Below are 21,129 nucleotides of genomic sequence, written 5' to 3' on the forward strand. Positions count from 1 at the left end.
CCTTTCAGTCTTGCGTTGGATCAATTGCCGGCGGAGGGCTGGAACACGTTGTCGACCAGCGGCGGGGCGTCGGCCTGCGGTACGTGGCACTGGTTGCAGAAATACCGGGTTCCGGCGATCCGATCCAGTTCGCGGCCTTCGCGGTCCAGATAATGGGTCATCGACAGCGTTGGTGCGTTGCGGTCACCGGCTTTGGTCCAGTCATGGCAGGACAGGCACTGGTTGGTACGGATGTCGATCTGGTACTGTTCGACCGAATGCGGGATCAATGGCGGCTGCTGTCGGTAATTGCGCTGCTGCCGCCCTTCGACATTGCGGTGGATCTGGTCCAGCGGCACCGGCTCATCCACGTCCGCACCACGCAGGGATTCAACCTGAGCAGATTGCGCGACGGCCCAACCGCTCAGCAATAATACGGGTAGAAGGGCAATTCCGCCTGTAACGATCGATTTTTTCATCTTGGCACTCCCCTAGATAGGTCTGGCGGCGCGCGGCTCGGGCGCGGCAACTGGATCGAAAGGTTGGACGACGTGGTCGTCGAACCGGTGAGTAAAGGTAAAGACGTCGACCGCGCAGACATCGATGCAGCGGCCACAATTCGTGCAGTCGGGTGACAGGATCAGCGGGGTACTTCCCGGTTTGCCCTTCAGCGCGGGCGAGATCACCTGATTTTCCGGGCAGATCGCGTAACAATCCATGCAGTCATCGCAGGCGGCGCGGTTTGCGGCGCTGATCCGCAGCAGGCTTTTTGCTCCGATCAGGCCATAGAACGCGCCCACCGGGCACAGGTGCCCGCACCATCCGTGGCGCGAGACGAAGACGTCAAAGACAAAGATGGCGGCGATCAAGGCCCAGACAAAGCCCATTCCAAAGACCAGCCCGCGATGCAGCATGGTGATCGGGTTGATCAGTTCCCACGCGATCATGCCGCTCAGACCCGAAACAAGCAGGACGGTTGCCAGAATCCACAGGCGCGTGCCGCGCTTTGGTTGCCAGCCCTTCGGCAGGTCCAGCTTGCGATGCAGCCAGTTGGCCGCATCCGTCACCGGATTGATCGGGCAGACCCAGGAACAATAGACCCGCCCGCCGATCAGCGCGTAGATCACCAGAACGATCGCCCCGCCGATCAGTGCCGTCACCTCGGGCCAGTGGCCTGCAACCATGCTCTGCAACAGGATGAACGGATCGGTCAAAGGCAGCACGCCCAGCGTCAGCGACCCGGCCAGCGTGCCCTGAACGATCCAGATGCCGAACCATGGGCCCAGCAGAAACAGAACCAGAAAGAACAGCTGGCTTGCACGGCGCAGCAGCAGATAGCGATGCGCGCCGATCCAGCCCTTGCTGGCGATGGCCTCGTGACCTGTGGGCATATCTGTGCGGGCGCTCATTGTCCCACCCCCGGCAGATCATATCCCGGAGCAAAGCCGCCGGGCGTGACCAGATTGTCCGTGCCCGGTCCGGGCAAACGGTCCGGCAGATCGATGATCCCCTCGACCACCGGCGCGCCTTTCGCGGCCTTTTCTTCCCAGCCCTTGCGGTAGTGCTCTGCCGAACTGCCCCGCGCTAGCCGGGCAGGCAGCACCTTGATGGCGGCCTCGGGCAGAACACAGCTTTTCTCGCACATGCCGCAGCCGGTGCAGCGGTCGGCGTGGACGGTCGGGATGAACATCGCGTGATGGCCCGACCGCGTGTTGTGCGTGGTGTCCAGCGTGATCGCCTCGTCGATGACGGGGCAGACGCGGTAACAGACATCGCAGCGCAACCCGAGGAAGTTCAGGCAGTTCTCCTGATCGACCAGAACCGCGACCCCCATCTTCGCATCGTCGATATTGTCCAACGCGGGGTCCAGTGCCCCGGTCGGACATGCGGCGACACAAGGGATGTCGTCGCACATCTCGCAGGGAATATCCCGGGCGGTGAAAAAGGGTGTTCCCGTCGCCACCGCGTCCAAGCCCAACTCGGCCAGTTTCAGCGTATCGTATGGGCAATCCCGCACGCATAATCCACAGCGGATGCAGGCCGACAGAAACTCCTTTTCCGGCAGCGCGCCGGGCGGGCGCAAAGCCTCGGCTGGCAGGGCGCGGGCGTCGCGGGCCAGATAGGCCAGCACCGTCCCGGCGACCACGCAGCCGCCCGCCGCCCGCGCCGAATCCTGCAGGAACCGGCGCCGCTGCGGCGAAAGGGGTTTGTCGGCAAAAGACATGAGGATTTACCCGTACGATCCTTGTTGCCTATGCGCGCTCGACCTTGCAGGCGCATTTCTTGAAGTCGGTCTCTTTCGACAGCGGGCAGGTCGCGTCCAGCGTCAGCTTGTTGGTCAGCTGGCCTTCATCAAACCACGGCATGAACACCAGACCGCGCGGCACCTTGTTGCGCCCACGGGTCTCGACCCGGCTGGTGACCTCGCCTCGACGGGTGGACAGAACAATCTCCTGACCCCGGCGCAGATCCCGATCCTTGGCGTCCTGCGGATGCATGTAAACCACAGCAGCGGGATAGGCGCGGTGCAGTTCTGGCACACGGCGTGTCATCGACCCCGAATGCCAGTGTTCCAGCACGCGACCGGTGCACAGCCACAGATCATATTCGGCATCCGGTTCCTCGGCCGCAGGTTCGTAAGGCGCAAAGATGATGCTCGCCTTGCCATCCTTCTTGCCATAGAACTTCACGCCCGCACCTTCGGGCACATAAGGGTCATAGCCTTCGCGGAAACGATACAGCGTTTCCTTGCCATCCACGACCGGCCAGCGCATACCGCGCGCCTGGTGGTACATTTCGAAAGGCGCCAGATCGTGCGCGTGGCCGCGCCCGAAGTTGGCATATTCCTCGAACAGACCCTTCTGAACGTAGAACCCGAAATGCTCGGATTCGTCGTTGTCAAAGCCCTCGGCCGTTTCCGACAGCGGGAACTTGTCGACGCTGCCATTGGCGAACAGAACCTCGTACATGGTCTTGCCGCGATGCTCTGGCATGGTGGCCAGCAACTCTTCGCCCCAAACCTCTTCGACTGTAAAGCGTTTCGAGAATTCCATCACCTGCCACATGTCCGACTTGGCCTCGCCGGGTGCCTTGACCTGCTGCCGCCAGAACTGGGTACGGCGTTCCGCGTTGCCATAGGCACCTTCCTTCTCGACCCACATGGCGGTAGGCAGGATCAGGTCGGCGGACACGGCCGTGACGGTCGGGTAGGGGTCTGATACAGTGATGAAGTTCTCGGGGTTGCGATATCCGGGATAACCTTCTTCGTTGATATTCGGTGCGGCCTGCATGTTGTTGTTGCACTGCACCCAATAGGCGTTCAGATCACCATCCTTCAGCTTGCGGTGCTGCAGCACGGCGTGAAAGCCGGGCTTGGCCGGAATGGTACCCGCAGGCACGTTCCAGGCGGTTTCACAAATCTTGCGGTGCTCGTCATTCATGACAACCATGTCGGCAGGCAGACGGTGGGCAAAGGTGCCAACCTCACGCGCGGTCCCGCAGGCCGACGGCTGACCGGTCAGCGAGAAGGGCGAGTTTCCGGGCTCGGAAATCTTGCCCACCAGCAGGTGCACGTTGTACATCAACGAGTTCACCCACGACCCGCGGGTATGCTGGTTGAACCCCATGGTCCACAGGCTCATGACCTTGCGGTTCGGGTCGGCATATTGCTGGGCCAGACGCTCCAGCTTGTCCGCCGGAACACCGGACAGTTCCGAAGTGTATTCCAGCGTGTATTCCGATACCGCCTCGGCATATTCCTCAAAGCTGATCGGCTCCATCTTGCCGACATTGGGGTTCGCGGCCTCTTGTTGCAGCGGATGATTGTCGCGCAGGCCATAACCGATATCGGTGGCGGTCTTGGTGATGTTGACGTGGTTCTTGACGAACTCTTCGTTCACCGCGCCGTTCTGGATGATGTAATTGGCAATGTAGTTCAGGATCGCCAGATCGGTCTGCGGGTTGAACACCATGCCATTGTCGGCCAGCTCGAACGAACGGTGCTCGAAGGTCGACAGAACATGCACTTCGCATCCCGGCTTGGTCAGGCGCGTATCGGTCAGGCGCGACCACAGGATCGGGTGCATCTCGGCCATGTTCGACCCCCACAGAACAAACGTATCCGCGTGCTCAAGGTCGTCATAGCAGCCCATAGGCTCGTCGATGCCGAAGGTGCGGATAAAGCCGACCACGGCCGACGCCATGCAGTGACGCGCGTTGGGGTCGATGTTGTTCGACCGGAACCCGGCCTTCATCATCTTGGCCGCCGCATAACCTTCCCAGACGGTCCACTGACCGGAACCGAACATGCCCACGCTGGTCGGGCCTTTCTTGGCCAGCGCCTCTTTCCACTTGGCAGCCATGACGTCAAAGGCTTCGTCCCAGCTGACCGGTTCAAACTCGCCATTCTTGTCATATTCGCCGTTGGTTTTGCGCAAAAGCGGCGTGGTCAGGCGGTCCTTGCCATACATGATTTTGGACAGGAAATAGCCCTTGATACAGTTCAGACCCCGGTTGACCGGCGCATCCGGGTCGCCCTGCGTTGCGACTACGCGGCCATCCTTGGTGCCCACCAGAACCGAACAGCCCGTACCGCAGAACCGGCAGGCGGCCTTGTCCCAGCGGATATCAGGCGCGGCGGCCTGAGCGCTGGCCGAACCAGCGGCCAGTGGGATGCCGGCAGCCGAGGCCGTGGCAGCCGCTGCGGACGCTTTCAGGAATGTACGACGGGATTCAGAGATGGTCATTGCATGGGCCTCCTGCTGGACGGTTGGCTTGGAGCATCAGGACGCGGAGCAGCCTCCGCGGGATCTTCGAAATGGTGATAGGTCAGCGACAATGAGATCACGCCGGGGATCTGGTGCAGATCCATGATGGTTTCCGAGGCCAGCCGGTCGGCTGTATCCTCGACAACCACGACGAACCGGCCATCCTCGGCCTCCGCATGAAGCTCGACGCCATCGGTGCCGGTTATCGCCGCGCGCGCGGCGTCGGTGTGATCGGGGGCGATGTGGACAAGACAGCCACAGATATTCATTGGGTCACCTCCGGGTGCAAAGGGGCGGGGCGGTGCATCGTGATGGCCCCGGCAGGGCACGCGGCAGAACATGTGCCGCATCCGATACAGGTTTCGGTTTCAAGCGCCGGTTCAGCCCGCCCGCCCAGTTGCAGGCGAAAGCGGATGGCTTCCTGTTCGCAAGTGTCCTGGCACAGGCGGCAGCTCACCCCGTTCATCGACAGACAGCTTGCGGCCTCGATCCGTGCGCGCCACGGCCACTCGGCCACACGCTCGGGCAACAGCGCCGGGGTCGGGCAAACCTCAGCACATGCACCGCATAAGGTGCAGCCGCCTGCGGAAAGATCCAGAACCGGAAAGCCGCTGTCGTCGAATGTGATGATGTCTTCCGGGCAAGCCCCGGCGCAGTCTTCACAGCCTGTGCACAGATCGGCAAAGCCTGTCACGCCCGCGCCCGGCGGTCGGATCGCATCAGGATCCTCCCGTAGGATACGTGCGCTCAGAAAAGCGCGTCTGCTGGTCAACTGGCTCATGGCTGGCGACTCGAGTGTGGATAGATTGGTTCGCGTCCTTACTTCCTAACTGCGCGAAGCAGCGCACGAATTGACCTATATCATGTTTTTCGCGAATATCATGTTCTTGGTGAATTTTCCTGACCCACCTGAGATTTGCGACCATGCGTCATACATTCAGCTCGACACGGGCTCCGATAAAATATCTCAAGATTTCAGCTACTTGGCTTTCGGGCGCCGCGCATATCGCAGTAGACAGCCCATCTGCGATCACCGCGTCAGGGGCAGAAACCGAAACCGTTCTGTCCCGGTTTGCAGGCCCGTCCGGGGTGATGATGTGGCCCAAACCCTGTCCCAGCTGCGTCCCCAGCGACGATGATGTCGCGACCGCGCGGTCACGCAGCGCGACCCGTTTCAAAACCCGCTGGTCCGGCGCGGCCAACCCGGCTTTCCAGGGCGTGCCGTCGCCACGCACACCCAAGGCGGCAACCTCTCCCATGTCGACCAGAACATCCCGCAGGCCAAAGCCACGCAGCAGCGCAGCGATCCGATCCGTGATCGCTCCCTGGGCGATACCGTTCAGCGTCAGGGCCGACTGACCCGGCACCGGCAGTTGCACCGACGCGGCATCGAAAGACACCCGTTCCCAGCCCACAGCAGCGCGGGCGGCAGCCAGATCTTCGGGGCCAGCGCCTGTTGCCAAGGCATACCACAGGGGCTGAATGCTGGGGTCGAATGCGCCGCCGGATGCCTGATGCAGCGCACTGCTCAGGCTCAGCACATTCAATAGCTCAGGCGCGGGTTCGGTCAAAACACCGTCGCGGTTCAGGCGGCTCAGCTGTGACTGCGGACGGTACAGGCTGAAGATATCCTCCAGCCGGGTCACCTCACCCTCGACGGCGGTGATGATCGGTGCGGCCTCGGCATCCGTCAGCCCAACCAGCCGCAGGCTGGCCGCAGCCCCAAGGGCGGTGCCGCGCCAGTGCGTGTCAAAGGCCATGGCCGGGGAGGCCGCACAGGCGGCCGAAATGATCAGAAATCGGCGACGGGACAGGGCGATCATACGGGGGTCTCCAACTTCAGATCAAGATCGACCGGGCCAAGCACTTCGGCATCAGGAATGTCGGGCAGGCGCATCGCGGTCCCGCCATAGGTATCCGCGAAAACCTGGGCATCGGCAGGATCGGCAAAAGGCACCACTTCGCGCGCGCCCATGCCGCCGGCCACGTCAGCGCCGACGACAAAAGTCGCACCATCCGCAGCGATCCAGTTCGAAATCCCCGGCTGCCGCCAGCTTGGCGCAACGCCCATATCGCTGACATAGATGGCCGTGATATCCGCATCGCGCTCGGGGCTTTTCAGATAGGCCACCATGTCCCGCACCTGTGCAAAGAAAAGCGGGGCCGGATAGCCTTCCAGATGAACCTGCCCCTTGGGGCCGCCATGCTCGGCGACATTCATCTGGCAGAAATAGCTCAGCGCATCGGGTGTCAGGTCGACCGGATCGGGGGTCTCGGCCAGCTCTTCCTTGCAGGCCGCCAGTGCGAGCAATGCGATCAGGGCAAGACGTCTCATGGCTCAACCCTCCGGAAAGCCAACCTTGCAAGGGCAAAGCCCAGCACCGGCCAGATCAGCAGCGACGCGGGCGCGGCCCAGACCGGCAGGGCCTGTGCGGCCCCGGTCATGCCCGAAGCCATAGCAACACCCTCGGTCGCGGCGATGTTCCACAAACGGAAAGCGTCGGCCGGGTTGGCCACCATCACCCATGGAAAGACGGATTGGGTGAAGGCGCCGCCCTTGTCCATGACGACGGCCCCCAACAGGCCCAGATCATAAAGGACGACAAAAACCAGCCAAAGCCCGGCCGACAGACCCGCCGCCGCCGTGGCGCCCCTCGCCAAAGCGGACAGCAGGTATCCAAGCGCCAGAAACACGGCGCCCAGCAGGATCGAGGTCAGGACAAGTCGCACCAGCGCCATCAGGCTTTCCGGCCCCGCACCACCAAAGTACGCGGCTACCGCACCTGCGGTGCCAAAACCGACGGTCATGGCAAAGGCCAGCGCGGCCAGATGGGCGCAGAACTTGCCCAACAGGATTTCCCCGCGCCCGGCCGGATAGGACAGCAGCAGCGACAGGCTGCCCCGGTCCACATCGCCCGCGATGGCATCGAAGGAAATCATCAGCGCCAGCAAAGGCGCAAGATAGACCGACAACGTGGTCATCGACGCGACCGATACGGTCAGCATATCGACACCCAATGTACCGGTGGGCGCACTGCCCGCAAAGGTCAGCGCCAAGGCGAACAGCACCATGATCAGCGTGGCAACCAACAGCCAGCGGTTGCGACGCAGGATCAGCATTTCAGTTCGGGTGATGGCAAGGAAGCGGGTCATGTCCTCTCCTCCTGTGCATAGTGGCGATAAAGATCCTCCAGCTTGGGCGGTGTCATTTCCACATCCGCCACCGCATCGCCTAACCCGGCGATCCGGCGCAGGGCCTCCATCTTGTCTTCGGGTGTGCAGAGCAGCTCGACGGACGCGCCGTTGATCCGGTTGCCGCCCAGTTCGGCGGCCAGGGCATCCGCATTGGCGCTGGCACGCACCTTCAGCCGGATCGGCAGCCCGGCCAGCGCCGAGAGGTTGTTCAGCGTGTCATCGGCGACCATCCGACCCTTGCGCATGATGGCGATCCGGTCGGTGCGCGCCTCAACCTCGGTCAAAGCATGGCTGGCAATCAGCACGGCGGTACCCTGCGCGGCCAATTCATCAATGATGGCATAAAGGTCCTGCCGCGAGATCGGGTCCAGGCCGGATGTCGGCTCATCCAGCAGCGCCACTTTCGGCTGTCCCAGCAGCACCTGCGCCAGCCCCAGACGTTGCCGCATCCCCTTGGAATAAGCCCCGATCCGGCGATCCAATGCGTCGCTCAGACCAACGCGCTCCAACAGGCCGGGCACATCGGCTTTTGACCCGGACAGTTTCGCAAACAGTGTCAGCTGCTCGCGCCCGGTCAACGCCGGGTGAAACGAGACCGCCTCGGGCAGATACGCCGTATCCCGTCGCGCCTGCGCGCTGCCAGGGGTGGCGTCCCCGATCCGAATGGCCCCGTCCCGAATGGGCGTCAGGCCAAGGATGGACTTGATCAGGGTCGACTTTCCCGCGCCGTTATGGCCCAGCAGCGCCACGCGCTGACCGGGGGCAAGGGATAGGGTGATATCGTCAAGAACGCAGGTTTTCCCCCGGTTCTTGCTGACATGGTCAATTGACAGGGCCTTATCCGTCATGAGGCACCTTTTTCATAGCTGGGGGTTCAGGGGCTTGCATCAATGGGTTGCTGTCCATCACACCCCCCGGCAACAGTGCCGGGAAGGCCGATTGCGACCAGCGTACCAGCTGTACGGCAGGCGAGCCGAGCAGCAATTTGGCTGCGGGTTGGGTCCACAGCACATGGTCCATACTGTCATTGGGTCGATAGGGGACATCGGCGATGCCGTTGCCATCCACATCATAGGCGGCAAAATCGGACCAGTAGTTGCCGCGGCCGTCTTCGGACCACTCGACCCACTTGGTCGAGACGTATTTCACCTGCGTCCGGTTGCCGATGAATGAATTGCCAACGATGCGGTTGCGTTCACTGCCAGCGGTAAAGTGGATACCGATGCCGCATCCCTCAAACCAGTTGTCGGTGAATTCGTTCTTGTTCGAGTTATAGAGGAAGGTGCATTTTTCCTTGGCACCTTTCACCACATTGCCGGTGATGACGCTCTTGTTGGCGTAATTCAGCATCACGCCATGTTCGCGGTCCCCGATCGAGACATTGTTGGCGACCCGCACGTTGGTCGTGAACATCACCGCATAGCCCAGATCGTTGCCGATCGAGACGTTGTCGCTGACGACCGAGTCATCGGCATACATGTAGTGAACGGCAAACCGCAGATCGCGGAACAGGTTGCCGGTAAAGGTGTTCTTCTTGGACGAGTTCACAAAGATCCCGTCGCGGCCATAGCGGATGTCATTGCCTTCAACCACCGCACCCGGCGCGTTCCAGACATAGACACCATTGCCACGCGCGTTCATGTGGCGATCCTGCCGCCCTTCAATCCGGTTGCGTCGTACGATGCTGTCCTTCGCACCGTGTATGTCGATGCCGTAAAGATTGCCCAGCAGCACGTTATCCTCGACCACCGGCGCGCGCGCCGTCTTGGTCAGCTGGATGCCGCTGTCGATCCCGTCATGATCCGAGCCTGATCCGATCACCGTAAGCCCGCGCAGGGTCACGCCCGGCCCGGTCACTGTGATCACGCTGCCTTGGCCTTGTCCGTCGATGGTGGCCTGTCCCAGCCCGTCGAGGGTCACGGGCCGGTCCAGAACCAACTGCTCGACGTAATCGCCGGGGCTCAGGCGAAGGGTGTCCCCATCCGCCGCCTGCGCCAGTATCTCGTTGATGGCCCCCGCCCGGTTGGGCACATCCCAGTCCGCCGCCCAAAGGGGCGAGCCGAGCAGGAGCGGTATGAGCAGGGGCCAACGCATGTTTATGCGCTCCGCGGCTCAACAAACATCCGGCCGCGCATCTCCATGTGCAGCGCGTGGCAGAACCACTGGCAATAGAACCAGTGCACGCCCGGACGGTCGGCAATGAACGTGACCGAGGCCGTGGCCTGCGGTGCAACTTCCATCGCGATACCGAAGTTCGACAGGCAGAAGCCGTGGGTCACATCGTCCACGTCATCCAGGTTGGTGACATAAACGGTCACTTCGTCACCCTGTTTGACGGTGAACTTCTCCATGCTGAACACGGGCGCGGTCGAGGTCATGTAGACCCGCACCTTGTTGCCGTCCCGGATCGGTTCCTCGGCACCTTCGTCCAGATCGACGCCGTCAGCGGCAGCCTGCGCGCGCGCCTCTTCCCACATTGGGTCGTTGCGGTCCCAGACATTCACCGGGTTCACCTTGGACCGGTGAACAATGATCGAGTCATGCGGCTCGGCAAAGGTCGGGCCGTCATGGACCACCTTCATCTTGTCGCCGGAAATATCGATCAGCTGCTCATTTTCGGGCTTCAGCGGGCCTACGTTCAGGAAGCGGTCTTTCGAGAATTTATTCATCGAAATCAGCCACTTGCCATCGGCTTCGGCAGTTTCACCCATCGAGGTCGAGTTGTGGCCCGGCTGGTAATGCACGTCGACCTTGTCGACGATCGGGTCAACATCAGCACCCGCATAGGCCTCGATCGCCTTGGCGATGTCCCACTTCACCACCTGGCTGTCCAGGAACAGGGTGGTATAAGCGTTGCCCTTGCCGTCGAAGGCCGTGTGAAGCGGGCCAAGACCCAGCTGCGGCTCGGCGACAACAGCGGAACGCGGATCGGCGTTTTCGCTGAACAGCGCATCGACCTTTTCCACATCGATCACGGACACGGTCGGCGACAGCTTGCCGTTGATCATGATGTGTTTCTTGTCAGGCGCTGCGTTCACACCGTGTGGCGAGTTCGGGATCGGGATGTACCGGGTCAGGTTTCCACCCGCCTCTTTACGCCCGTCCACGACCTTGACGCCGTTCAGTTCCTGATAGTTCCCGGCCGCTACGGCCTCTTCGATACCTTTGAGGTTGAACACGACCACATGGTCCAGCTCGTTCTCGGTCATCTCGGCCAGGTTCATACCCATTTCCGAGTTATACGAGGTCGAGAAGGCGTATTTGCCCTGATAGTCGCAGTCGGTGTTATCGAGGTTACCCGACACCATCACCTGCCATGCAACTTCCATGGTGTCGCCGTCGATGGCAGTAAAGATGTTCACATATTGTGACGGATCATCAAGGATCTGGCCGTCATTGACCAGCGGGGCCTCGTGCTCACCGTTGGCAAAGACATAGCCGGTGCGCGGGAATTTCTGCGGACGCAGGCCGTGGATGTCATGCGCGTTCGGGATCTCGATGATCTTGTCGCATTTCATCACGTCACAGCGCACACGGGCCACGCGGGTGTTGGCCTTGTCGTTCATGAACAGATAACGGCCATCATAGGTGCCGTCGGTGAACGACATATGCGGGTGGTGCAGGTCGCCGTTGTCATAGGTGACCTTGCCGTTTGCAGCCAGGAACTCCTTGGTTTCAGGCAGCAGGCCCTCGGTCAGAACCTTCAGCGACTCGTTGGTCTGGCCCCAGCCCGTGGCCGAGCAGCGGTTGAACACCGGCACCCGCATCAGCTCGCGCATGGACGGCACGCCTAGAATGCGCAGTTCGCCGGTCTGGCCCGACGACCAGAAGCCGTAATATTCGTCCAGCTCGCCCGGCTCCAGATGCTGCTTGGCGGCAGCGCTGGCCTCTTTCGCGGTCATCAGGGTCGATCCCAGACCGGTCCCGGCGATGACGGCACCGGTGGCAGTGGCCCCCAGCATACCGCGGCGCGTGATGTTCAGTTTGTTTTCTTGGTCCGACATGGTCGTTCCTCCTTTTAGGAAACGGTTTTCGGTTTGGCGTTTGGATGGTTCGCCGGTGGTTGCCCGAGGGGGGTCTTAGGTGTGACCGACCCGGTCTTGGCCCGCCGTTTCAGTTGGCGGATAACGACGGGACATTTGTCCTCGGACTGATAGAGCACCTGACAATGCAGGCAGGTGACGCACTCGTTCGGATTGATCTCACCGGTGGGGTGGATCGCCTGAACGGGGCATTCATTGGCGCAGGTCTGACAGGGCGTGCCACAATCGTTGTAGCGGCGCAGCCAGTCGAACATGCGGATACGGGCAGGGATCGCCAGCGCTCCGCCCAGCGGGCAAAGATAGCGGCAATAGAACCGTTCGATGAACAGCCCGATCCCCAGCAGGACCAGCGCAAAGACCACAAACGGCCAGTCGCGCATGAATTTCAGAATGATCGCGGTCTTGAACGGCTCGATCTCGGCATATTGCTCGGCCAGCGGGATCGACACGAAACTCAGACCAAAAAGACCCAAAAAGATCATGTATTTCGCAGGCCAGAGCCGCTCGTTCAGACCCCAGGGCAAAGTCCATTGCGGCACTTTAAACGCCCGTGCGATCTTATTGGTCAGCTCCTGAAGCGCGCCAAACGGGCACAGCCAGCCGCAATAGGCTCCGCGACCCCAGAACAACAGGGCGGCGGCCACGGCAAACCACTGGATAAAGACCAGCGGATCCAGCAGGAACGCGTCCCACGAGAACCCCGTGCGCAAACTGCCCGCCAGCGCCATCAGGTTCACCACGCTCAGCTGTGCATTGGCATACCAGCCGATGAAGAACAGGGTCATCGTCAGGTACCCGATGCGGAACCAGTAAAAGACGCGCGCATTCATCGTGGCGTGGAACTGGAAGAAGAACGTGGCCGTCAGCACCAGCAGCATGACACCAAGCCCGGCGATCTCGACGGTGCGATCCTTCCAGATGCGCTGCCACAGGGCCGCCTTGGCGGCCGCTTCGCCGGTTGCATCATCCACAACCGATGGGGTGGTGACTGGCAACAGGTACTGTTCCGGCAGCTTGTATCCCAGATCGAAGGTCAGAAAGGTCTTTTCAACCGCCCCGACGGCACGCTGCACCAGCAATTGCAGGCGGAACGGCTCGGCCGGGTCAAACTCGGCATCAGCGGGGATCTTGAAGATATCCAGTTCGGTAAAGCTGGGGGCATCTGGCGCGGCAACCTCACCCAGACGGCGCTGCTGCTTGTCAAAGAACCGCACCGAGCTGTCGCCCTGGATCAGCTGAATCCGGTCAAAGATTCCACCCCGGACATAGCCCGATCCCTTGAAGCTATAGGCCCCCCGGCCCAGAACCAGAATGGCCTGTTCGCCCTCATCCAGCCAGTTGGTCAGGTTCCGGTATTCAGCCTCACCCAGCAGTGACTTGCCGATCGACGGGACCGAAACAAGCGCCATGTGCATGTCGATGAAGGTGTCATCCGGCTCGCCCGGTTCGGGTCGCTTGATCGCGCGCTGATCCCCTGTGGCTTCAAAGGCGGCATTGACCTGCCCGACATCCAGCGTCATCCGCCGGACCGAGCCGTCTCCCGACAATGTGGTCCAGTCGTACATGGCATCCTGCGCCATGTCGACTTCGCGCTGCGGACCTCCAGCTTGTACCGGAGACAATCCACCCAGCCCCAGCGCGCGGGCCACTTTGATCCCGCCGCGCACAAGGCTGTCATCGATCACCATGATCGTCACGGTCGCGCCCGAGATAATGTCGAGGTCATGCCCCTCACCCCCGGTCTCGGCCTCTCGTTTCAGGTCAAGGCCCGCATAGCCTTCGGTCAGTTCGACCATGCGGGAATTGGGAATGCCGATCAACACGATGGGTTCGGAATGCTTGACCAGCTGAACGCCGGTCAGAACAGCGTCCGCATCAATGGCGGCAACCACGTGAATGGGTTTGCCGGAATAGCCGGTCGTGCCGACAAAGTCCGAAGTCAGAAAAGCCCATGCGATCGTCTCGCCACCCCGAAGGACAGGGGCAACCTTCACGTCGCTGCGTACCGGGCCAAACGCGTCGGCGCCTGGGGCCAGGTCAGCCGGATCGATATCAGGAAGAAAGCTGGCAAGACTGTCGGCGCGTGCACTGATTGCAACACCGAAGGACAGAACGAGGGCCAGAAGGAAATGGATTGCGCGACTTATGACCACGGCGCACCTCCGATCAATTGGGTGGACGCCATGGACGCGCGCGGGGCGCGTTCAGATTCTTCTTGGGTCGTGAACGGGGGTCCCCGGGTTTCGGGCCACAGGTGTTTGGGGCTGTACAAAATGCACTGCCCCCCATGTTCAAAGCGTACATTTTGAACATTTCCGACGCTTGCGGACAGCAAAGCGCCCGGCATAGGTGCTGACGTCGTCACCGCACAAAGCGCACAGTCCGCGCATTTTGGGCAGGGCGCGGTTGGATCGTCGTCCCCTTCTTCAAGGTCAACTTGGACCCAGACCGCGCCCGCCTCCGAGCAGATCTCCACCCACATGCTCTCACCGGGACTCGCCAGCACCGGACCAAGCATTTGCAAAAGCAACAGGAAAATGCCCACCAAACCACACACCGCACGGGACACGCGATCAAACAAGCTATGCGAGGGGTGGAAGGTGGGCATTGAGAATCCAACTCGGCGTTCTTTCCCGAACCCTATGGGATTCTGTTAGGCGGAGACTTGACTTAGATCAGGTGCTCGCGAATTTGCAGCTACCCGTCAGCTTCATCCATCAACCCTCGAACCCAGCGCCCAGCCAACCATGTCGCCGGAATGCCCAACGGGATTGACCACAGGATCGCCGGAACCGGTTTTATCGCTGAGAATCCGGCACTGTGCAGGATCAGCCCGGCCAGAAACAGGTTGATAGCCACGGTCAACATGGTGGCTGGATAAAGCAGAATGGCCAGTTTCCAGACCGGCCATTTGCCCTCAGTGGCTGGTGCCTTCCGAGAAGGTGATTTTGTTCCAGACATTGTACTTCCCAGATGGTTTACGCATCGGCAGGCGGCGCACTTCTTCCAGCGTCTGTGCGTCATAAACGATCACCGCGCCGTCATCTTCCCAGATCGACACAAGCGCGTGGCGGCCATCCTTTGTGAACTCTACATGTGCCACGGTCTTGCCCGGGGCAGGGCGCAAAGTCTTTATGATTTCAAGGCTTTGTTTGTCGATCACATGCATGGCATCCTTGTTGGGGCCAAAGAAGACATCGGCCCAGACGTAAGGCGAATTCTCGTGGCTCCGCATGAAGAATCCCGGCCCTTCGGTCTTGATCCGCTTGACGGTTTCCCAAGTCCCCATGTCGATCACCGATACCGTGCCGTCGGTCAGATGCGGTGTGGCCATAACGGTCGTATCGCCATGTTTCCACGTAATTCCCGAGCCCAGATGCGGCATCCCCGGCAAGTCCAGATCGGCCACCTTGTGCCCAATAACAAGGTCGATCACCTGTCCGCCCTTGCCATCGCGCGCGGCACCCATGACGTATTCATAGCTTTGATCGAAAAAGAAATCGTCCAGATAGTCGGGCGTGGTGATCTTGCGCACCGGGAAGGGGTCAGGGTTCTTGAACTGCCCTTCGATGCGGAAGTCGTGACCCAACCCGGATTGCGGCGGGTTGGCTCCGTAAAAGACCTCCCAGATCTCGGGAACATCCTTGAGCGCCAGAACAAAGCTCTCGCGCGGGGGGGCCTGATACACTGCGGATACGCGGCTGGATTTCCCCGCTTTTCCTTTGATCGCAATGACTTTTGCCACCGACAGGTCTTCGGTCGACAGCAGGGTCAGACTGTTTGGCAGATAATTCGCAACGGCCAGCCACTTGCCGTCACCGGACATTGCGATGTTTCGGCTGTTAAGCCCCGCCCGTACGCGCCCCACCTGTTGCAGGGCCCAGATGTCGTATTTCTGAACCCAGCCATCCCGGGACATGATGAAAACGTAACGCCCATCCGGGCTGAACTTCGGCCCGCCGTGAACCGCGAAGGGTGTCTCGAACCGGTCCAAAACCTCAAACGTGTCACCATCCAGCACGCTGACATGATGATCCCCGGTTTCGACCACCAGGGTGATGTTCATCGGGTCACTTGACCACACTGGCGCATCAACCGGGAAATAACCGTCATCCAGCGTGCGGCTGTCCATGATATGGGCCTCGCCCCATTCGGGGTCGGTTTCCAGCGGTGATTTCAACCAGCCGGCCAGCTCTTCAATCTGCAAAGCATCGAGTTCGTGCGAGAAAGCAGGCATTTGCGTCGCCGCGCGCCCTTCGGCTATCACCGCTGCGATGCGGGGCCCGCGCATGCGCTGGAGCGTCTCGGGGATCAAGGCCGGGCCGACGCCGCCCAAGCGGTTTTCACCGTGGCAGGACGCACAATGCTCGGCATAATCCGTTGGTGCATCCGCCCAGGCACCACCGGCGCCCAGTACAGAACACATCAACACGACCTTCATCTTTTCAAAAATACTCCCGCCGGAGGCTCCGTTACGTGTCTCTAGCGCCCATGTCGAAGGCTCAAAGCAGACAGGATCAAAAGAACTGATGCGCCGGATCATGGCTTTTCCCCCGGAACGGCGTAACCCGCAGACGCTCGCCTGCGTCGTCAACACCGATTTCTTCGTTTGTCAGGTAACAGGCCGGATCTTCGGCCCAGGGATCACCGGTCAGTTGCAAGGCTCGGATGCGGGTGTTGCCACCGCAGACATCCTTTAGCTCGCAGGCCCCACAGCGCCCCTTAAGGGGGCGCGGACGCGTGCGCAGCATGGCCAGCATCGGATCATCGCTGGTCCAAAGCTCGGAAAACGATGTCGTCTTAACGTTGCCTACTGTGTAATCGGACCAGTACGTGTCAGGATGGACCCGGCCCAGATTATCGATATTGGCCACGCCCAAACCGCTGGAATTTCCTCCCCAAGCGGCCAGATGCTCGCGGACATGCGCGGCTTTCTCGGCGTCGAAATGCGTACGAATCCAGTTCAGGAAATAACCCGCATCTGCGTCATTGTTGCCGGTCACGATATCCAGCGGGCGACCGCCCGAGGCAGCCTCCCACGCGCGCTCCAACAGCAGATCCATTCCCTTGCGGGTGCGCTGATGTTCGGCATCCTCGCCGCGGTTCTTGTCACCGCGCCCGGCATAAACCAGATGCGAAAGGTAGAACTTGTCGACGCCCTCGTCGTCGCATAGCTGAAGCAGGTCCGGCAGGTGATGCTGCGTGCCTTCGGTCAGGCAAAACCGCAAGCCAACCTTGATGCCGCGCCTCTTGCACTCGCGCACACCGCGCAGGGCGTCTGCAAAAGCCCCTTCAACACCGCGGAACCAGTCATTCGTGGCCCCGATCCCATCCAACGAGATGCCAACATAGTTGAATCCGACATCGGCAATCATGTCGGCGGTCTCATCATGAATTCGTGTCCCGTTGGTCGACAGCGCCAGCATCGGCACAAGGTCGCGGGCACGTTTGGCAATGTCGAAGAAATCGAACCTGTCCAGTGGTTCCCCACCCGAGAGGATCAGGGCCGGGACGCGAAACTGGCCCAGATCCTCAAGGGTTACCATGGCTTGCTCGTGGCTGAGCTCGCCCGGGAACGCAACATCCGCCGAGACGGTATAGCAATGACGGCACTTCAGATTGCAGCGCCGCGTCAGGTTCCAGATCACCACCGGCTTCACAGGGCCGGGGCGGCGTTTTCGCACCGGGGTCGGTTTGACCAGCTGGTGCATGTATTCGGTCAGGCGAAACATCGTCTCAGCCTTTCTTTTTCAGGCGCAAACCGGTCTTTTTCAGGATGCGCGTGGAATAGAGGATATCCTTGGCCCGGCAGGCGTCACCCAGGATCGCAGTGATCTGGGCGCGTTTTTCCTCGACTTCATCCCGATCCGAACCGTGAACCATGGCAAACAGGTTATAGGGCCAGTCGGGCAAGGCGCGCGGGCGTTCATAGCAATGGGTGACAAAGGGTAGAGCACCGATCTGAGCGCCCAATTCGGCGATGCGGTCATCTTCGACATCCCAGACAGTCATGCCGTTCGAGGTCATTCCCAGCTTGTAGTGGTTAGGGGCGGCTGCGATGCGGCGGATTACGCCGCGTGCTTTGAGGGCTGACAGCCTCTCAAGCAGGTCGGCTTCCTGCATCCCCAGATCATCAGCAACCTGAGCATATGGGGCGGTAACCAGCGGCAATCCGCCCTGCAGTGCTTGGATAATCTGTCTGTCTGTTGCGTCGATCATGCCGCCACCCGAAAGCCGATGTAGAATTCCTGAAGTTTGGGGAAACAAAGAACCTCGATCCCCGTTTCCCGTTCGATTGCAACGGCCGCGGCCTCGATCCCTTCGGGCGTTTCCGTGGCCAAAACGAACCACATGTTCAGCCGGTGCGTGCGTTCATAATTATGGGCGACCTCGGGATGTGCATTGACTTTGGTCAGGACCGCTTCGAATTCCCCAGCCGGAACGGCCATCGCACAGAGGCAAAAGGCACCGCCCATCGCCGCGGCGTCAAAAAACGGCCCAAAACGTGTGATGACACGGGACTCTTTCATGCGTGTCAGGCGTGCCAGTAATTCGGCCTCGGTCAGGCCAAGTTCTTTGGCGACTGTTGCGTAAGGATTTGAAACCAGTGGCAGATCGTCCTGCATACGGTTCAGAATCGCACGGTCGGTTTGGTCCAGCGTCATGCGGCGACCTCCTTGGTTTGAATCAGCGCACCAGTCTGCTTGAAGCAGCGGGTTGAGAACAGAACCTTGTTCCGTGCACCCGTCAGTTCGGGCAAGGCCGTCGCACGGGCCAGTACGTCCAATGCTTCGCTGCGGGACCGCGCGTGGATCATGGAATACAGGCGATATGGCCACACACCGGGCACCGGGTTGCGCTCGTAACACAATGTCACACCGGGGAAAGCCGCCAAAGCGGGGCCGGCTGTGTCGATCTGCTCTGCTGGCAAGTCCCAGACAACCATCGCATTGGCGGACCAGCCAAGAGCCCGGTGACGTACGATGACGCCCAGCCGCGAAATGATACCGGCAGTATGCAACGCGATGACTCGCGCCATCACTTCATCAACGTCCCGGTTCAGTGAATGTGCCAAATCTGCATAGGGTTCGGCGACCAGAGACAAACCCGAGCTCAGCGTCTGCAGCAGACACCGATCACCCTCGCGCATCGCAGACGCATCCACCTGACGTGCTGTGGGCACGGTTTTGACCCCGCCGATCATGCGGAACCCGAGATCAACGTTGAAAGGGCGCACCAGCCGCAAATCCAGAACACGCAGCCCGGTGACCCGGCTGATCCGTGTGAGGGTATCATTCACATGTGCCCGATCAGGGCCGGTTGCGACGAACCAGAGGTTCCAGGCGTCCTCGCGCTGATAATTGTGGTTTACACCCGGTTCGGCGTCGATCAGGGCGGCGACCTCCTCCAGCCGCTCCTCCGGGACGGAGACTGCCGCCAGAGTACTGGCCGTCACCACGCCGGGTGTAATGGTTGCGCCAACCCGCGTGATACGGCCCGTGGTGCGCATTCTGGTCAGGCGGTGGATGACTTCGCTTTCGTCAAGCCCAACTGCGTTTCCAAGAACCTGAAACGGGCGTTCGATTACCGGGAAATCGCGCTGAAATTCATCCAGCAAGCGGCGGTCGATCGGGTCTGTAATGTGTTGCATGACTTACAGACCCGTTTTGTGCGCACGCGCGGTAAAGAAGATGCCTGACGGGCTTTCGGCCTCGATCTCACGCAGTTTTTCGAAACTACGCGTGTCATAAACCATGACCTTGTTCGCATCGCGCACACTGATCCAGACTTCGTGCCCGCGTGGTGTGAACTCCATGTGCAAAACGGCCGGGCCGGGCTTGAATTCGTGAATAATTTGTTTGCTGACAGTATCGATGACCTGAATGGTATCGTTCAGCGGGTGGGCAAAGTTAACCCAGACCTGTCGCCCGTCCGGGCGGGCCATGGCAAAGACCGGCTGTCCGTGGGTTTGTGTGCGTCCGGTCTCGGTCAGAGTGGCGGCGTCTACCCACAAAACCTCATGGTGGCCAACGGCGGGCAAGACGAATTCGGACCCTGTCAGCGCCCAACCTTCCAGATGGGGCATCTTGTAGACCGGCATTTCCTCCTGACCACGGCCATAGCCGGGCAGAACGCGGATCGGTTCCGGGTTGTCGGACCACAGGTCAAGCGCGGTCAGGCCATCCTCGCCAAACAGGCCGGCGATATAGGTGCGGCCATTGGCAGTGATTAGCGCGTCATAGGGGTTCTTGCCGATATCGGTGATCCTGGTGATCTCGGGCGCCCCCCGTGCAAAATCCGCGATCCATGTTTCGCCCGTGTCCCACATGGTGAAAACGAAGCGGCGGCCCGGCGCGTCGACCAAACCAATCGTTTTGCTGCCAGTGGGAATGTCAGCCACCATCTCCAGCGTTTGCGCATCAAACACGCGCACACCGCCGGGTTCGTAATTCGATACCGCCACAAGCGTACCATCGTCCGAGATCGCGCCGCCAATGGCGTTTCCGGACTGCACAACGCGGTTCACGATCTGGCGGGTGACAATGTCAACCTTGGTCAATCCACCGTCGCGGCCAAAGACAAAGGCAAAACGTTCATCCGGTGAATAGACCAACGAGGCGTGGGACAGGTCGCCCAATCCTTCTATCCGGGCCAGAGCGGCACGGTCGGACTGGTCCACCAACAGGACCGATCCGCTGGCACGTTCGATCACCAGCCCAAGGTCTCCTGTCGCCATCGGCTCGGCCTGGGCCGCGGTCATCATCAATGTCGCCGCAAGGCTGAGGATAAGGTATTTCATCGTGCCTCCTGTTCCAGCAGGTATCGGGCAATCCATTCGGCCTCTTCTTCGCTGATCAGAGGCCGCCACGGGGGCATCGCCGTATCGGGGATGCCGTCAAGGATGACGCCGGTCAAAACCTCGGCGTCATAATGCTCCAGTGTTTTCGAGCGCAGATCGGGCCCCAGGCCGCCTTTCAGCGACAGCCCATGGCACGAACCGCAATCCTGATGCACAAGTCTTTTCAGTGCGTTGGGATCAATAACATCGGCAGCAAAGGCGGACGTTGCAGCCAGAACCGCAGTTGTCAGAAAGGTTCGGGCGACCCACCCCGTGCGGCCAGGCACATTTCTGTTCGGCGCGGGGC

The 21,129-nt window shown here is 60.8% G+C and carries 21 protein-coding genes; all 21 read right to left on the minus strand.

Translation table 11 applies throughout. From position 1 onward, the window contains the following. Positions 1 to 20: 20 nt before the first annotated feature. The 21 genes from ACR0JI_RS08935 to ACR0JI_RS09035 all read right to left on the minus strand — a co-directional run bounded on the left by ACR0JI_RS08935 (position 21) and on the right by ACR0JI_RS09035 (position 21,109). Positions 21 to 458 (minus strand): nitrate reductase cytochrome c-type subunit, encoded by a 438-nt coding sequence (locus ACR0JI_RS08935; RefSeq protein ID WP_480477413.1) that lies wholly within the window; start codon positions 456 to 458, stop codon positions 21 to 23. A gap of 12 nt (positions 459 to 470) precedes the next feature. Further along, positions 471 to 1,388 (minus strand): quinol dehydrogenase ferredoxin subunit NapH, encoded by a 918-nt coding sequence (napH, locus tag ACR0JI_RS08940; protein ID WP_480494062.1) that lies wholly within the window; start codon positions 1,386 to 1,388, stop codon positions 471 to 473. After that, the gene (gene napG, locus ACR0JI_RS08945; protein ID WP_480494063.1) at positions 1,385 to 2,203 is read right to left on the minus strand and encodes a ferredoxin-type protein NapG; all 819 of its coding nucleotides are present in this window, start codon (positions 2,201 to 2,203) and stop codon (positions 1,385 to 1,387) included. Before napG ends, napH begins: the two co-directional genes overlap by 4 nt. A 28-nt stretch (positions 2,204 to 2,231) precedes the next feature. Continuing rightward, positions 2,232 to 4,724, minus strand: a complete 2,493-nt coding sequence (gene napA / locus ACR0JI_RS08950; RefSeq protein ID WP_480494065.1) for a nitrate reductase catalytic subunit NapA — start codon at positions 4,722 to 4,724, stop codon at positions 2,232 to 2,234. Continuing rightward, positions 4,721 to 5,014: a chaperone NapD gene (locus ACR0JI_RS08955; protein WP_480477405.1), complete on the minus strand. Its 294-nt coding sequence runs from the start codon at positions 5,012 to 5,014 to the stop codon at positions 4,721 to 4,723. Before ACR0JI_RS08955 ends, napA begins: the two co-directional genes overlap by 4 nt. Next, a complete protein-coding gene (napF, locus tag ACR0JI_RS08960) occupies positions 5,011 to 5,526 on the minus strand; it encodes a ferredoxin-type protein NapF (protein ID WP_480494067.1) in 516 nt (171 codons plus the stop codon). The genes ACR0JI_RS08955 and napF overlap by 4 nt, the downstream gene beginning before the upstream one ends. 148 nt (positions 5,527 to 5,674) lie before the next feature. After that, positions 5,675 to 6,568, minus strand: a complete 894-nt coding sequence (locus ACR0JI_RS08965) for an FAD:protein FMN transferase (protein WP_480477401.1) — start codon at positions 6,566 to 6,568, stop codon at positions 5,675 to 5,677. After that, entirely contained in the window at positions 6,565 to 7,080 is a 516-nt protein-coding gene (locus ACR0JI_RS08970; RefSeq protein ID WP_480477399.1) for a nitrous oxide reductase accessory protein NosL, read from the minus strand. The genes ACR0JI_RS08965 and ACR0JI_RS08970 overlap by 4 nt, the downstream gene beginning before the upstream one ends. Next, the gene (locus ACR0JI_RS08975; protein ID WP_480477397.1) at positions 7,077 to 7,898 is read right to left on the minus strand and encodes an ABC transporter permease; all 822 of its coding nucleotides are present in this window, start codon (positions 7,896 to 7,898) and stop codon (positions 7,077 to 7,079) included. Before ACR0JI_RS08975 ends, ACR0JI_RS08970 begins: the two co-directional genes overlap by 4 nt. After that, the gene (locus ACR0JI_RS08980) at positions 7,895 to 8,788 is read right to left on the minus strand and encodes an ABC transporter ATP-binding protein (protein ID WP_480477395.1); all 894 of its coding nucleotides are present in this window, start codon (positions 8,786 to 8,788) and stop codon (positions 7,895 to 7,897) included. Before ACR0JI_RS08980 ends, ACR0JI_RS08975 begins: the two co-directional genes overlap by 4 nt. Next, a complete protein-coding gene (locus tag ACR0JI_RS08985) occupies positions 8,778 to 10,034 on the minus strand; it encodes a nitrous oxide reductase family maturation protein NosD (RefSeq protein ID WP_480477393.1) in 1,257 nt (418 codons plus the stop codon). Before ACR0JI_RS08985 ends, ACR0JI_RS08980 begins: the two co-directional genes overlap by 11 nt. Positions 10,035 to 10,036: 2 nt before the next feature. Then, positions 10,037 to 11,944: a TAT-dependent nitrous-oxide reductase gene (gene nosZ, locus ACR0JI_RS08990; protein ID WP_480484303.1), complete on the minus strand. Its 1,908-nt coding sequence runs from the start codon at positions 11,942 to 11,944 to the stop codon at positions 10,037 to 10,039. 14 nt (positions 11,945 to 11,958) lie between these two features. Continuing rightward, positions 11,959 to 14,136 (minus strand): 4Fe-4S binding protein, encoded by a 2,178-nt coding sequence (locus ACR0JI_RS08995; RefSeq protein ID WP_480494070.1) that lies wholly within the window; start codon positions 14,134 to 14,136, stop codon positions 11,959 to 11,961. A gap of 544 nt (positions 14,137 to 14,680) precedes the next feature. Further along, positions 14,681 to 14,944: a hypothetical protein gene (locus ACR0JI_RS09000; RefSeq protein WP_480494072.1), complete on the minus strand. Its 264-nt coding sequence runs from the start codon at positions 14,942 to 14,944 to the stop codon at positions 14,681 to 14,683. Continuing rightward, entirely contained in the window at positions 14,901 to 16,409 is a 1,509-nt protein-coding gene (locus ACR0JI_RS09005; protein WP_480494074.1) for a cytochrome D1 domain-containing protein, read from the minus strand. The genes ACR0JI_RS09000 and ACR0JI_RS09005 overlap by 44 nt, the downstream gene beginning before the upstream one ends. Positions 16,410 to 16,500: 91 nt before the next feature. Then, a complete protein-coding gene (gene nirJ, locus ACR0JI_RS09010; protein WP_480494076.1) occupies positions 16,501 to 17,715 on the minus strand; it encodes a heme d1 biosynthesis radical SAM protein NirJ in 1,215 nt (404 codons plus the stop codon). Positions 17,716 to 17,719: 4 nt separating this feature from the next. Further along, entirely contained in the window at positions 17,720 to 18,202 is a 483-nt protein-coding gene (gene ahbB / locus ACR0JI_RS09015; protein WP_480494078.1) for a siroheme decarboxylase subunit beta, read from the minus strand. After that, a complete protein-coding gene (locus ACR0JI_RS09020; protein WP_480494080.1) occupies positions 18,199 to 18,648 on the minus strand; it encodes an Lrp/AsnC family transcriptional regulator in 450 nt (149 codons plus the stop codon). Before ACR0JI_RS09020 ends, ahbB (ACR0JI_RS09015) begins: the two co-directional genes overlap by 4 nt. Beyond that, complete coding sequence (gene ahbB, locus ACR0JI_RS09025; protein ID WP_480494082.1) at positions 18,645 to 19,634, minus strand: siroheme decarboxylase subunit beta; 990 nt, start codon at positions 19,632 to 19,634, stop codon at positions 18,645 to 18,647. The genes ACR0JI_RS09020 and ahbB (ACR0JI_RS09025) overlap by 4 nt, the downstream gene beginning before the upstream one ends. A gap of 3 nt (positions 19,635 to 19,637) precedes the next feature. Further along, entirely contained in the window at positions 19,638 to 20,783 is a 1,146-nt protein-coding gene (locus tag ACR0JI_RS09030) for a cytochrome D1 domain-containing protein (protein ID WP_480477377.1), read from the minus strand. Beyond that, positions 20,780 to 21,109 carry a c-type cytochrome gene (locus tag ACR0JI_RS09035; RefSeq protein ID WP_480477375.1) on the minus strand — a complete coding sequence of 110 codons (330 nt, stop codon included), beginning with the start codon at positions 21,107 to 21,109 and terminating at the stop codon, positions 20,780 to 20,782. The genes ACR0JI_RS09030 and ACR0JI_RS09035 overlap by 4 nt, the downstream gene beginning before the upstream one ends. Between the last annotated feature and the right edge of the window lie 20 nt (positions 21,110 to 21,129).

The organism is Ruegeria sp. N10, assembly GCF_056531545.1.

What these genes read in the sequence shown, in the direction of transcription:
- ACR0JI_RS08935 (WP_480477413.1), bottom strand. Translation starts at nt 458, where the DNA reads ATGAAAAAATCGATCGTTACAGGCGGAATTGCCCTTCTACCCGTATTA.
- napH (WP_480494062.1), bottom strand. Translation starts at nt 1,388, where the DNA reads ATGAGCGCCCGCACAGATATGCCCACAGGTCACGAGGCCATCGCCAGC.
- napG (WP_480494063.1), bottom strand. Translation starts at nt 2,203, where the DNA reads ATGTCTTTTGCCGACAAACCCCTTTCGCCGCAGCGGCGCCGGTTCCTG.
- napA (WP_480494065.1), bottom strand. Translation starts at nt 4,724, where the DNA reads ATGACCATCTCTGAATCCCGTCGTACATTCCTGAAAGCGTCCGCAGCG.
- ACR0JI_RS08955 (WP_480477405.1), bottom strand. Translation starts at nt 5,014, where the DNA reads ATGAATATCTGTGGCTGTCTTGTCCACATCGCCCCCGATCACACCGAC.
- napF (WP_480494067.1), bottom strand. Translation starts at nt 5,526, where the DNA reads ATGAGCCAGTTGACCAGCAGACGCGCTTTTCTGAGCGCACGTATCCTA.
- ACR0JI_RS08965 (WP_480477401.1), bottom strand. Translation starts at nt 6,568, where the DNA reads ATGATCGCCCTGTCCCGTCGCCGATTTCTGATCATTTCGGCCGCCTGT.
- ACR0JI_RS08970 (WP_480477399.1), bottom strand. Translation starts at nt 7,080, where the DNA reads ATGAGACGTCTTGCCCTGATCGCATTGCTCGCACTGGCGGCCTGCAAG.
- ACR0JI_RS08975 (WP_480477397.1), bottom strand. Translation starts at nt 7,898, where the DNA reads ATGACCCGCTTCCTTGCCATCACCCGAACTGAAATGCTGATCCTGCGT.
- ACR0JI_RS08980 (WP_480477395.1), bottom strand. Translation starts at nt 8,788, where the DNA reads ATGACGGATAAGGCCCTGTCAATTGACCATGTCAGCAAGAACCGGGGG.
- ACR0JI_RS08985 (WP_480477393.1), bottom strand. Translation starts at nt 10,034, where the DNA reads ATGCGTTGGCCCCTGCTCATACCGCTCCTGCTCGGCTCGCCCCTTTGG.
- nosZ (WP_480484303.1), bottom strand. Translation starts at nt 11,944, where the DNA reads ATGTCGGACCAAGAAAACAAACTGAACATCACGCGCCGCGGTATGCTG.
- ACR0JI_RS09000 (WP_480494072.1), bottom strand. Translation starts at nt 14,944, where the DNA reads ATGTCTGGAACAAAATCACCTTCTCGGAAGGCACCAGCCACTGAGGGC.
- ACR0JI_RS09005 (WP_480494074.1), bottom strand. Translation starts at nt 16,409, where the DNA reads ATGTGTTCTGTACTGGGCGCCGGTGGTGCCTGGGCGGATGCACCAACG.
- nirJ (WP_480494076.1), bottom strand. Translation starts at nt 17,715, where the DNA reads ATGTTTCGCCTGACCGAATACATGCACCAGCTGGTCAAACCGACCCCG.
- ahbB (WP_480494078.1), bottom strand. Translation starts at nt 18,202, where the DNA reads ATGATCGACGCAACAGACAGACAGATTATCCAAGCACTGCAGGGCGGA.
- ACR0JI_RS09020 (WP_480494080.1), bottom strand. Translation starts at nt 18,648, where the DNA reads ATGACGCTGGACCAAACCGACCGTGCGATTCTGAACCGTATGCAGGAC.
- ahbB (WP_480494082.1), bottom strand. Translation starts at nt 19,634, where the DNA reads ATGCAACACATTACAGACCCGATCGACCGCCGCTTGCTGGATGAATTT.
- ACR0JI_RS09030 (WP_480477377.1), bottom strand. Translation starts at nt 20,783, where the DNA reads ATGAAATACCTTATCCTCAGCCTTGCGGCGACATTGATGATGACCGCG.